This is a genomic window from Hydrogenophaga sp. NH-16, assembly GCF_004006415.1.
In the GTDB taxonomy this organism is placed as follows: Bacteria; Pseudomonadota; Gammaproteobacteria; order Burkholderiales; family Burkholderiaceae_C; genus Hydrogenophaga; species Hydrogenophaga pseudoflava.
This window is the reverse complement of record NZ_CP029344.1, coordinates 3,146,022-3,158,273: the sequence shown is the minus strand read 5'-3', so window position 1 is coordinate 3,158,273 and position 12,252 is coordinate 3,146,022. Positions and strand designations below refer to the sequence as shown.

The 12,252-nt window shown below is 68.9% G+C and carries 10 protein-coding genes and 2 pseudogenes; 10 read left to right on the top strand and 2 right to left on the bottom strand.

The window, feature by feature from the left end; genetic code table 11:
• Positions 1-5 precede the first annotated feature (5 nt).
• Together DD542_RS15185 and DD542_RS15180 are read right to left on the bottom strand one after the other, a co-directional pair.
• Positions 6-1,856: a hypothetical protein gene (locus DD542_RS15185; protein WP_127806223.1), complete on the bottom strand. Its 1,851-nt coding sequence runs from the start codon at positions 1,854-1,856 to the stop codon at positions 6-8.
• 2 nt (positions 1,857-1,858) lie between these two features.
• Positions 1,859-2,308, bottom strand: a complete 450-nt coding sequence (locus DD542_RS15180) for a hypothetical protein (RefSeq protein WP_127806222.1) — start codon at positions 2,306-2,308, stop codon at positions 1,859-1,861.
• 301 nt (positions 2,309-2,609) lie between these two features.
• On the opposite strand from DD542_RS15180, the pseudogene DD542_RS15175 reads away from it, so the two are divergent.
• The 10 genes and pseudogenes from DD542_RS15175 to sufT form a co-directional block, all read left to right on the top strand.
• Positions 2,610-2,924 (top strand): annotated as a pseudogene (locus DD542_RS15175) (transposase); the annotation flags it as partial.
• 104 nt (positions 2,925-3,028) lie between these two features.
• Positions 3,029-4,550: pseudogene (gene istA, locus DD542_RS15170) on the top strand (IS21 family transposase).
• Positions 4,540-5,358, top strand: coding sequence for an IS21-like element helper ATPase IstB (gene istB, locus DD542_RS15165; RefSeq protein WP_127806221.1), 819 nt, complete (start codon positions 4,540-4,542; stop codon positions 5,356-5,358). Before istA ends, istB begins: the two are co-directional and overlap by 11 nt.
• Before the next feature lie 200 nt (positions 5,359-5,558).
• Complete coding sequence (locus DD542_RS15160; protein WP_241559568.1) at positions 5,559-6,188, top strand: substrate binding domain-containing protein; 630 nt, start codon at positions 5,559-5,561, stop codon at positions 6,186-6,188.
• 205 nt (positions 6,189-6,393) lie between these two features.
• Positions 6,394-7,848: a Fe-S cluster assembly protein SufB gene (gene sufB / locus DD542_RS15155; protein ID WP_066151738.1), complete on the top strand. Its 1,455-nt coding sequence runs from the start codon at positions 6,394-6,396 to the stop codon at positions 7,846-7,848.
• Positions 7,849-7,882: 34 nt separating this feature from the next.
• Complete coding sequence (gene sufC / locus DD542_RS15150; RefSeq protein WP_127806219.1) at positions 7,883-8,653, top strand: Fe-S cluster assembly ATPase SufC; 771 nt, start codon at positions 7,883-7,885, stop codon at positions 8,651-8,653.
• A 2-nt stretch (positions 8,654-8,655) separates the two neighbouring features.
• Positions 8,656-9,960: a SufD family Fe-S cluster assembly protein gene (locus tag DD542_RS15145; RefSeq protein ID WP_127806218.1), complete on the top strand. Its 1,305-nt coding sequence runs from the start codon at positions 8,656-8,658 to the stop codon at positions 9,958-9,960.
• Entirely contained in the window at positions 9,953-11,209 is a 1,257-nt protein-coding gene (locus DD542_RS15140; protein WP_127806217.1) for a SufS family cysteine desulfurase, read from the top strand. The genes DD542_RS15145 and DD542_RS15140 overlap by 8 nt, the downstream gene beginning before the upstream one ends.
• Positions 11,206-11,679, top strand: a complete 474-nt coding sequence (gene sufU, locus DD542_RS15135; RefSeq protein ID WP_066151729.1) for a Fe-S cluster assembly sulfur transfer protein SufU — start codon at positions 11,206-11,208, stop codon at positions 11,677-11,679. Before DD542_RS15140 ends, sufU begins: the two co-directional genes overlap by 4 nt.
• Positions 11,676-12,221, top strand: coding sequence for a putative Fe-S cluster assembly protein SufT (sufT, locus tag DD542_RS15130; protein WP_127806216.1), 546 nt, complete (start codon positions 11,676-11,678; stop codon positions 12,219-12,221). Before sufU ends, sufT begins: the two co-directional genes overlap by 4 nt.
• The last annotated feature ends 31 nt before the right edge of the window (positions 12,222-12,252 follow it).

Here is a 12,252-nt window from a genome sequence, read left to right as displayed (position 1 = left end):
GGCTCCTACGGTGTGACTTCGAGGTGGCGCTCGATCTGCACGCTCTGGCGCACCTCGCGCCCGAACGCAGCCGCCACGCTGACGGACCGCACACGGCCCCGCCAGGGCTGCGCGGCGTTGATCTGCACCAGCTGGCCCACGTCGAGCACGCCGGGCTGGCTGGGGCCGGTGAGCACGGGCAGGCTCACGCGCACCAGGTGCTTGGGGCCGGCCGCGCCCAGGATGGCGGTGCCGCGCTGGCGGGCGGCCTCGTTGGCGGTGATCAGAGGGTCGGTCACCGGGCTGGCCAGCTTGTCGGCGGCGCTGCCGGTGCGCTTGACCAGGCGCGACACACCCTGGTTCTGCCCGGACACATAGACCGCATTCAGGTCGGGGCCGTCGCTGCGCTCGATGGCGGTGGTCACCAGAGCATCGGGCGCCAGCTCCACGTCTGGCGTGACGCCGCTGGCGTACCAGTTCCACGGGCCGCCAGGGATGCCACCGGCCAGCGTGGGGTACGGGTGGCGGGCCAGCAGCGTGGCCGCGTTGCGCGCGCTCTGCAGGTAGCCGCCGGCAGCCTCCACGATGGCCTGCACGGCAGCCAGAGCCGTGCCGCTGTGGCTCCAAGCACCGGCAGGCACCAGCCAGTCCTCCAGGCCCCAGCTGAGGCCCACGCCGGTCAGGTCCAGCGCCTGCAGGGCCAGTTGCTGGGCCGTGATCGGCGCCGAGTTCAGGCGCTGCGTTTCGCGGGCGAACGGGCGCCCCAGCAGCGCTGTGATGCTGCGGCCCGCGATACGCGCGCCGCGGCGGCCGAACTGCTCGTCGTGGGTCAGGCTGTCGACGATGAAGGCGAACGGGATGCCGTCGAGCGTGATGCGCAGCTGCTGCGGCACGCCCGCTGTGGGCGCTAGCTGCTCGAACACGCTTGCGGGGGCCGATGCGTTGAACGTCCAGGCGTAGGAACCGGCGTCGGCCGAGAGCGTGGCGTCGAAGATGGGCACCTCGGCCAGGTCCGGCAGACGGTGCGCCACCAGGGTGTGGGCTTGCATGAAATACCTCGCGGGAAGGATGAACAGGGGCGCGCCTGGCCCCACCGGCGGCAGGCACACATGCCCGAACACCAGATCGATCGGGGCGCCCTGCTCGTAGGGCGGGCAGGCGAACACCAGGTCCAGGCTGACCGGGTGCGGGGTGATGCCACCCTCACCCGGTGGCACCAGCACGGTGAGGCCGGGCGGGATGAGCTGGGCGGCCACCTGCCAGCGGGCGCGGATGGCGCGCTGGGCCGGCGTGGCCACCTGGTGTGGCGCGTGGGCGCGGGCGCTGATGGGCGCACCCTGCTGGGCGCTGACGGTGCGCAGCTGGTGCAGCACATCGGCCACCTGGTGCGGCGCCAGCAGGTTGACCGTGGCGGGCACGGCCAGCTGCCAGCCGATGGCAGCCAGCACGTCCAGCGGCGTGCAGGCCTGGTAGACCATGCCCCGCTGCTGCGCCACCGGCGTGGCGGCCTGCCAGGCGGTGCGCGCGGGCGTGTCGGCGCGGTCGGTCTTGCCCCACGGCGCCACGGGCGCAGCGGCGGCCCGGTCGGCGCTCTGCCAGGCGCTGGCGCTGGACTGGCCGGCCGGCGCCGGCTGGCCCCAGGGCGCCACCGGCTGCACCTGTGCGGGCGCGGCCACCTGGTGGCGGGCCGTGAAGCCGGTGGACACGGTGGCGGGCAGGCGGTTGTCGTAGAGCAGCGTGCCGGTGGCTTCCGGCGCCTCCAGGTACAGCGTGCCTTGCAGCGTCAGCGGCAGGATCTCGGGCGCGAGCGTGTCGCCGAACACCAGGTCCAGCGGATCACCCGGGACGTATCGCGGCCGGCTGAAAACCAGATCCACGGTCAGAGCCTCACGAACTCGACGGACATGGTGACCACCCCGCCCGGGTACATCGCTGCGCCCGGCGGCTCCTGGCCGTCGCTCACGATCAGCTGCGCGCCACTGCCCGGCAGGCCGGCGCTGGCGTCGTACACCGTGGCGCCAGTGCCATCGACAAAGCGCGCCCAAGTGGGCGTGCCGGACAGCGCCACGTTGGCCTCCACCTCGATCAGCATGTACGCCTCGGTGGCGTCCATCACCAGGTCGGCGGCAGACAGCGAGCGGATCACTAGCGGCGGGTCGGCGCTGGGCGCCTCAGTGCCCGGGTAGACCGAACCATAGACGTGCACCGCACCCCCGCCGCTGGCCAGGATGCGGTCGCGAATGTCCAGCACCTGGGCACGCCGGATGTAGAGACAGTGAAACGACTTTGCGCCGATGATAGTGCGGGTTCCCGTGTGAAAGTAGGTCATCGTCAGGCTATTATTGAGAAAGGCCCCAAGTAGAGATACTTGGGGCCTTTTGCTTTAGCACTTTTACCGGTGCAAAGGTCAGAGCATGAGTGGTTACTGATCGAAGATCATTTCACCTTCACATCTGACGGCTTTGGCTCGCTCGAGGTCACAGATCAGTTCTTGCAACCATTGGTCAGGTGTGTTCGATCCAGACACTGGAGTTGGAGTTGACCCGAATCCGTGGATACATCATTGTTTGTGTTCAAGGGATGGTCTGCAAAACCCCGGCGCCCATGGCCCGATGTGAGACATTGACGGCATGAAGCAACTGAGCCTGGGCGAGAGCGGATTCGAGCGCAAGACCAAGAGGACGCGCAAGCGTGAGTTCCTTGACGAGATGAACCTCGTGGTGCCTTGGGCCGAGCTGGTGTCGCTGATCGCGCCGCATGCGCCGGCACCGGGTGCCAAGGGCGGACGCCCACCGTTTGCCGTCGAAACCATGCTGCGCATCCACTTCCTGCAGCAGTGGTTCAACCTCTCGGACCCGGCCATGGAAGAGGCGCTGTACGACATGGCGCTGTTCCGTGAGTTCGTGGGGCTGGATGCCGGGGAAGACAACCTGCCTGTTGACGCCGACCGAAAACTGACCATCTGAAGGCAGGAGTGCCGCTTCAAAATTGACCAGGGTGTATCACGCGACTGCTGAATTTTTTGGCAGGAGCAAAAGAGGTGATCACCATGGACATGATTGGCAAGGTCAGGCGCATGAAGATGCGCGATGGGATTTCGATCAGCGAGATCTCGAGGAAGACGGGTTTGGCCAGGAACACCGTCAAGAAGTGGCTGAAGGCGCCGGCGGCGATGGAGCCGCGGTATGAGCGGGCGCAGAAGATGGGCAAGCTCTCGGCGTTCGAGGCGACGCTGGTGGCGGCGCTCAAGACGGATGCCCACCGAGCTCGGGATCAGCGGCGCACGGCGCGGGCGCTGTTTGTGCAGATCCAGGCTCAAGGCTACCGGGGCGGCTACAGCGCGGTGACGGACTTCATCCGGGCGTGGCGACAGGACTCGGGCAAGGACACCACGAAGGCGTTTGTGCCGCTGAGCTTCGAGCTGGGCGAGGCGTTCCAGTTTGACTGGAGCGAGGAAGGCATCGTGGTGGGCGGGGTGTACCACCAGGCGCAGGTGGCGCACCTGAAGCTGTGCGCCTCGCGCGCGTTCTGGCTGGTGGCGTACCCCAGCCAGGGGCACGAGATGCTGTTTGACGCGCACACGAGGTCGTTTGCGGCGCTCGGCGGCGTGGCCCGCCGGGGCATCTACGACAACATGAAGACGGCGGTGGACAAGGTCAAGAAGGGCAAGGGCCGGGTGGTCAACGCCCGGTTTGCGGCCATGTGCAGCCACTACCTGTTTGATGCGGACTTCTGCAACGTGGCCTCGGGCTGGGAGAAGGGGGTGGTGGAGAAGAACGTGCAGGACAGCCGGCGACGGGTGTGGCTGCAAGCGCGAGAGCGCAAGTTCACCAGCTTTGCCGAACTCAACGCGTGGCTGGCCGAGCGCTGCAAGGCGGTGTGGGCGGACACGCCGCACCCGCAGCACCGGGAGCTGAGCATTGCCGAGGTGCTGCAGCTCGAGTGCGAGCACCTCATGGGCATGCCAGCGCCGTTTGACGGCTACGTGGAGCGCCCCGCGCGGGTCAGCAGCACCTGCCTGGTGACGGTGGCGCGCAACCGCTACTCGGTGCCCTGCGAGTGGGCCGGGCACATGGTGAGCACGCGGCTGTATCCCGGCCGCGTGGACGTGGTCGCTGGGGACGCGCTGGTGGCCAGCCACGAGCGGGTGCTCAACCGGGGGCAGACGGTGTTCGACTGGCAGCACTACATCGAGCTGGTGCAGCGCAAGCCCCGGGGCACTGAGGAACGGCGCACCGTTTGCCGATATGCCCCGGCCGCTGGCGCAACTGCGTCATGCCCTGATGCGCCACACCGGTGGTGACCGGGTGCTCTCGGAGGTGCTGGCCCTGGTGCCTACGGCAGGGTTGGACACGCTGCTGGTGGCGGTGGAACTGGTGCTGGAACACGCCACGCCCAGCGGACACATCAGCGTGGAGCACGTGCGCAACGTGCTGGCGCGCCTGAGTGATCCGCAGCGTCCGCCACCGGCGGACACGGCCCTGGCGCTGCGCGAGGCGCCACGCGCCGACACCCACCGCTACGACCGGCTGCGCGCTGCCGACGCCCAGGAGGCTGGCCATGCGAACTGAGATTGCCAGCGAACTCAAGAGCCTGCGGCTGTACGGCATGGCCAGCGCCTGGGATGATCTGCTGGGGCAAGGGGAGACGGCGGCGCTGCAGAGTGCACGCTGGCTGCTGGAGCACCTGCTGCAGGCCCAAGGGGTGGACCGGGCGATGCGTTCGGTGTCCTACCAGATGAAGGCGGCACGATTCCCCATGCACCGGGATCTGGCCGGCTTCGACTTCGAGGCCTCAGCGGTGGAACGGGTGCTGGTCAGTCAGTTGGCCAGCCTCGCGTTCACCGACCAAGCCCACAACGTGGTGCTGATCGGTGGCCCTGGCACGGGCAAGACGCACCTGGCCAGCGCGCTGGGCATTGCGGCCATCACCCAGCACGGCAAACGGGTGCGCTTCTACTCCACGGTCGATCTGGTCAATGCGCTGGAGCAGGAGAAAGCCCAGGGGCGTGCGGGGCGCATCGCTGCCAGCCTGCTGCATGTGGACCTGCTCATCCTCGATGAGCTGGGCTATCTGCCGTTCAGCCAGGCCGGCGGGGCGCTGCTGTTCCACCTGCTCAGCCGGCTGTACGAGCACACCAGCGTGATGATCACGACCAACCTGGCGTTTGCCGAGTGGTCCAGCGTGTTCGGCGACGCGAAGATGACCACGGCACTGCTGGACAGGCTGACGCACCATTGCCACATCGTGGAAACGGGCAACGAGTCCTACCGGTTCCGCCACAGCTCAGCGCAGGTCAAGGCCAAGGGCAGAGCACGTGAGCAGGCCAAAGACAAAGGCAAGACGGTCGTTCAGACACCAGCGCCCGAGCCATTCTGAGTTGACGGGCCGCCAGCAGGCCGCTGCGGGCTACGCCCTTCGCAGCTGGCTTGCGGCCATGCACAACGCAGCAAGAAGGAGATGCAAGAAGCAGCGATGACCGTATAGTTATCCACAACCGGGCATCAAAAAACCCGGTGCAGGCCCCTGGTCAAAATTCAATCGGCACGCCTGGTCAGATTTGAATCGGCGCCAACAAGTTGCGCGTCAACGTGCCGGTCACCTTCGGCGTGCTGCACCTGGCGCCGCTGTGGCCGGCCTTCATGGCGCAGCACCCGAAAGTGAAGCTGGACGTGACGCTGTCCGACCGCCTGGTCGATCTGGTCGACGAGGGCTTCGATGTGGCGGTCCGCATTGCGCGCCTCCAGGTGTCCTCGCTCATCAGCCGGCAGCTGACCACGACGCGGCTGATCCTGTGCGCCTCGCCGGAGTACCTTCGCCGGCACGGCGCGCCCCGGCATCCGGCCGAGCTGGCCGGGCACTCGGTGATCGCCTATTCGTTGCTGGCCGCGGGGGACCAGTGGGAATTCTTTTCGTCGCAGGGGTCCAGGGAACCGATCCAGGTGAAGGTGTCGCCCCGCATGCGCACCAACAGCGGCGACACCTGCACCGCCGCCGCCCTGCAGCACATGGGCCTGGTGCTGCAACCCTCGTTTCTCGTCGGGCCGCACCTGGACTCGGGCGCGCTGGTGGAGGTCATGCCCGGCTTCCGCTCCACCGAACTCGGTGTGTACGCGGTCTACCCGAGCCGCCGGCAACTGACCCCCAAGGTCCGTGCGCTCATCGACTTCCTGGTGGACGCGTTCCGCATGCGGGCCTGGCCGGCCTGAGGCATCGGCAGGGGAGCGTGCAGCGCGCGACAGGGTGGCGGCTGCACCGGCAATGACCCTGGCAGACAAGCGGTCAACGCCGCTTTTTGTGGTCATCGGCATTAAAGATGCATATCATATGAATCTTTAAAAGAGGCTGCAGATCAACACCAAAACCACTTCGGTGGCGCATCGAATCTGCACCCATCGCCGCAGGAGCCCCACCATGACCACCGTTGAACAGGCACCGCCGCTGACCCAGGCGTTGCATCAGCCCTACCAGCACGGCTTCGTCACCGACGTGGAGACCGACTCGCTGCCACCGGGGCTGGACGCCGACACCGTGCGCGCCATCTCGCGCCGCAAGCGCGAGCCCGAGTTCCTGCTGCAATGGCGCCTGGCGGCACTGGAGCGCTGGCAGACCATGGAGCATCCGCACTGGGGCCAGCTGCGCATCGAGCCCGTGGACTTTCAAGCGCTGAGCTACTACTCGGCGCCAAAGTCCCAGAAGGACGGCCCCAAGAGCCTGGCCGAGGTCGACCCCAAGCTGCTGGAGACCTACGAAAAACTTGGTGTGCCGCTGCACGAGCGGGCGCGGCTGGCCGGTGTGGCGGTGGACGCGGTGTTCGACTCGGTGTCCGTGGGCACCACCTTCCGCGAACAGCTGGCCGAAGTCGGCGTGATCTTCTGTTCGTTCTCGCACGCGGTGCAACACCACCCCGAACTGATCGAACGCTACCTCGGCACCGTGGTGCCACCGGGCGACAACTTCTATGCCGCACTGAATTCGGCGGTGTTTTCCGACGGCTCCTTCGTCTACATCCCCAAGGGCGTGCGCTGCCCGATGGAGCTGTCGTCGTACTTCCGCATCAACGCCGCCAACACCGGCCAGTTCGAGCGCACGCTGATCATTGCCGAAGAGGGCAGCCATGTGAGCTACCTCGAAGGCTGCACCGCACCGCAGCGCGACCAGCACCAGCTGCACGCGGCGGTGGTCGAGCTGGTGGCGCACGACGATGCTCACATCAAGTATTCGACGGTGCAGAACTGGTACCCCGGCGACGAACAGGGCCGCGGCGGCATCTACAACTTCGTCACCAAGCGCGGTCTGTGTGCGGGCCAGCGCTCGCACATCGCCTGGACACAGATCGAGACCGGTTCGGCCATCACCTGGAAGTACCCGAGCGTGGTGCTGCGCGGCGACGATTCGCGCGGCGAGTTCCATTCGATCGCCGTGAGCAACCATTTCCAGCAGGCCGACACCGGCACCAAGATGATCCATCTGGGCCGCAACACCAAGAGCCGCATCGTCTCCAAAGGCATCAGCGCGGGGCACGCCCAGAACAGCTACCGCGGCCTGGTGCGCGTGGCGCCCACCGCGAGCGGTGCCCACAACCACACGCAGTGCGACTCGCTGCTCATCGGCCCGGACTGCGGAGCCCACACCTTCCCGTACATCGAGGCTGCGCGCGACGACGCCATGGTGGAACACGAGGCGACCACCACCCGCATTTCCGAAGAGCGCCTGTTCTATTGCCAGCAGCGCGGCATCCATCCACAGGACGCCACCGCCCTCATCGTCGGCGGCTTCTGCCAGGCGGTGCTGGACGAGCTGCCGATGGAGTTCGCGCTCGAAGCCAAGGCGCTGCTGGCCGTCTCGCTCGAAGGCGCCGTCGGCTGAGCCCCACCCCCCGATTTCCCAGGAGAGAACCACCATGACCCATGCCGAACCCCTGTTGCAGGTGCGCGATCTGCGCGTTGACGTTGGCGGCCGCCACGTGTTGAAGTCGATCTCGCTCGATGTCCCCGCCGGTGCGCTGGTGGTGCTCATGGGCGCCAACGGCAGCGGCAAGAGCACACTGGGCCTGACGCTGGCCGGCCATCCGCGCTACCGCGTGGTCGGCGGCGAAGCCCGCTTTGCGGGCCAGGACCTGCTGGCCATGAGCCCCGAGGCGCGCGCCCGCGCCGGGCTGTTCGTTTCGTTCCAGGCACCGCCCGAGATCCCGGGCGTGAAGAACAACCTGTTCATCCGCACGGCCCTCAACGCCGTGCGCGAGGCGCGCGGCGAAGCACCGCTGGATGCCTTCGATTTCCTGGGCGATGCGCGGGCCACGGCCACCCGTCTGGGCCTGCCCGAGGCGATGCTGGCGCGCCCCGTCAACGACGGTTTTTCGGGTGGCGAGCGCAAGCGCAACGAACTGCTGCAACTGGCCCTGCTGCGGCCGCGCCTGGCATTGCTGGACGAGATCGATTCCGGCATGGACGTGGATGGCACCCGCGCGGTGGTGGAGCTGGTGCAGTCGCTGCGGGCGCAGGGCACGGCCTTCGTGGTGGTGTCGCACTACCTGCACCTGATCGAGTCGCTGCAGCCCGACGCGGTGCTGCGGCTGGACCAGGGCTGCATCGCCGAGACCGGCGACCTGGAACTGGCCCGCAAGATCGAGCGGACCGGTTTCGCGCGCGTGGCCGACGCGCTGGAGGTCTGAGCATGGACACCGCACGCGCCGACATCCTGGCCGCCCGCCACCGACTGGAAGACGCCGGCTGGGTTCCCCGCAACGCCGATGCGTTTCGCCATCTGCCGCCACCCCCGGCCGCCGTCTGGCTGGGCGAGGCGCCCGAAGCCACATCGACCCCCTGCGACGCCCACCCGCTGAGCGGCGCTGGGTGGACATTGCACCCGCTGGGCGACACGCCGCAAGGCCGTGTGGATGCCCGCTGGCTCGACGCCGCCGACCCGGCGCAGCGCCAGGAGCTGTTCGCCGGTCTGCCGCTGCCGACCCACCCCGATGGCGCGATGGCCCCCGACACCATCGCCCAGCACGACGCCGCGCCGTTCACCTGGGTGCATCGCGCGCTGTGCCGTCGCGGCTTGCGGCTGCGCATTGGCGGTGAACACGCCAACAGCCGCGGTGCGGCCGAGACGGTGTGGATACAGCTGAGGCACCAGCCACGCAGCGCGGTCGAAGCGCCGATGCTGGTGATCGATGTGCAGGAGGGCATGCACTGCGTGCTGGTGGAAACCCATCACCGTGAACCGGTGGCCTGCGAACAGACGGTGGTGCAGAACCTGCACGCCCACATCCGCCTGGGCGCGGGCGCCACGCTGCAGCACCTGCGCAGCGTGCGCCCCGGCGCCGCCGACCAGGTTGCCCACCATCTGCAGCTGCAGCTGGGGCAGGGCGCGCGCTACGAACAGGGCCTGATCGCCACCGGTGGCCGCTACCACCTGCAACGCCAGGAAGTTGGGCTGGCGGGCGAGCGTGCCCAGGCCCACAGTGCGGGCCTGCTGCTGGCGGCCGCCGCCAACGTCGAACAACAGGTGCGCATGCTGCACACCGGCGAGCGCACCCACAGCACCATCGAGACGCTGGCGCTGGCCAGTGGCGCGGCGCGCGCAGTGGTCAACGCCCACACCCGCATCGCACCCCATGCCGCCGACGCCGAGGTGCGGCAGCGGCTCACGGGCGTGCCCACCGGCGGCCAGCCCCGGCTGGTGCTGCGCCCGCACCTGGAGATCCACCACGACCAGGTGCAGGCGGCCCACGGGGCCACCTGGGGCGCCCTGCCAGAGGACGCGCTGTTCTATGCGCGCCAGCGGGGCCTGGACGAACGCAGCGCGCGCGGGCTGATCATCGAAGGCATGGCCAGCGCCTTGCTCTCGCGGGCGTTTGGCGATCCCCAGTTCATCGAGTCGCTGGGCCTCGCAGGCCTGCTGCGCGAGGTGGTGGCCCAGCACCTGGGTGGCGATCCCGCTGCCCCCATGGCCCAGCCGGAGGCCGCACATGGGTGACGCCTTTTTGATCGATCCTCTCGCGCCCGATACCGTGCGCACGCAGTTCCCGGTGCTCGCGCAGCGCATCCACGGCGCGGAGCTGGCCTACCTCGACAACGCGGCCACCACCCAGATGGCCCTGCCGGTGCAGGACGCGATGCGCGCCTTCGAGCAGCACGACCGGGCCAACATCCACCGCGGCGTGCACGTGCTGAGTCAGCGCGCCACCGATGCGTTCGAGCACGCGCGCAGCACGCTCAAACGCTTCGTCGGCGCGGGCGCAGACCACGAGCTGGTGTTCACCTCGGGCACCACCGATGCGCTGAACATGGTGGCCCATGGGCTCTCCACCCGCGGCATGCGGTCGGCCTGGCTGCAGGCGGGCGACGAGATCGTGGTCAGCGGCCTGGAACACCACGCCAACCTCGTGCCCTGGCAGCAGGCGGCGCGGCGCACCGGGGCTGTGCTGCGCGTGCTGCGGCCCGATGCCCAGGGACGGCTGCACGCCGCCGACCTGCGCCGCCTGCTCAACCCCCGCACCCGCGTGCTGGCGCTCACCGCCTGCGCCAACGCCACCGGTGAGCGGCCGCCCTACGAGGACTTGCTCCAGCTCGCCGCCGGCGCGGGCGCGCTGACCGTGCTCGACGCGGCCCAGGCCGTGGCCCACGGCGGGCCCGACCTGTCGTCGCTGGCCTGCGACTTCATGGCCTTCTCGGGCCACAAGATGTACGGGCCCATGGGCACCGGCGCATTGGTGGGCCGGCGAGCCGCGCTGGAACGCCTGGAGCCCCTGCGCTACGGCGGAGACATGGTGGCCTGGGTCAGTGCCACCGAAGCCAGCTTTGCCGAACTGCCGGCGCGGCTGGAAGGCGGCACGCCCAACGTGGCGGGCGCGATTGGCATGGCCGTTGCGGCGGGCTTCATCGACGGGGTCGGGCGTGATCGCATCGACGCCCACCTGAACGCGCTGCGCGAACACGCGGTGGCGGGTCTGGCCGAGCTGCCCGGCATCACGGTGCTGTCGGCCCACAGCCGCGCATCGGCCATCGTCTCGTTCGTCGCCGACGGCGTGCACCCTCACGACATCGGCACCTTGCTGGACCAGCGCGGCATCGCCGTGCGCACCGGCCACCACTGTGCCCAACCGCTGCTCGAACACCTGGGCCTGGGGCCTACCACGCGCGCCTCGTTCGCGCTCTACAACACGCACGCCGAGGTGGAGCGCCTGCTCGCCGGCGTCGCGCACGCCATGAAGGTGTTGCAATGACTTCAGAAACCGCCGCCGAACTCGACCTCTACCAGGAGGTGGTGATGGACCACAAGCGCGCGCCGCGCCACTTTGGCCCGCTGGCCGCGCCGACCCACCAGGCGCGCGGCCAGAACCCGCAATGTGGTGACGACCTGCAGGTGGCCCTGGTGGTCGACAACGGGCGGGTGGGCGACATCCGCTTCCAGGGCCAGGGCTGCGCGATCTGCATCGCGTCCGCTTCCATGATGACCGAGGCGGTTCTGGGGCAGGAGGTGGCGCAGGCCCAGGCCCTGCAGGCGCGCTTTCGGGCCGTGCTCACGGGCCAGATGGCGCCCGAAGAGGCGCACCTGGGCAAGCTGGTCAGCCTGGCGGGCGTGCGCCACTACCCCGGCCGCATCAAGTGCGCGCTGCTGGGCTGGCACGCCCTGATGCACGCGCTGGGCGCCGAGGCCGGCAGCGCCAGCAACGCGCCGGAGGCCACGCCATGAGCTCGCCCCGCGAACGGGCGGTGGTCACGCGCACGGTGGCGGTGACCTGTGTGCCCGACGGAACCCCCGCGGAACTGACGGCCGGCACGCTGGTGCAGATCACCCAGGCGCTGGGCGCGGCGTTCACCCTGCTGGTGGACGGCCAGCTGATGCGCCTGGCCGGCGCCGATGCCGACGCCATCGGCAAGCCGGTGCCTGTGGCGCCGGTGCTGGCGGACGTGGAGGGGCCCGAGGGTGTGCGGGCACAGGTCTGGCAGACGCTCAAGACCTGCTACGACCCGGAGATTCCGGTCGACATCGTCGAGCTCGGGCTGGTCTATGGGTGCGACGTGCTGCCAACGGACGGCGACGGGTTCAAGGTGTCGATCAGGATGACCTTGACGGCGCCCGGCTGCGGCATGGGCGACATGCTGGTGGACGAGATCCACGAAAAGCTGCTGGCCTTGCCCCAGGTGGCCGATGTCGACCTGGAGTTCGTGTTCGATCCGCCCTGGGACCGCTCCCGGATGTCCGAAGCCGCGATGCTGTCACTGGGCTTGTGACACAGCCCGGCCCGGATCGCGGGCACAGAGC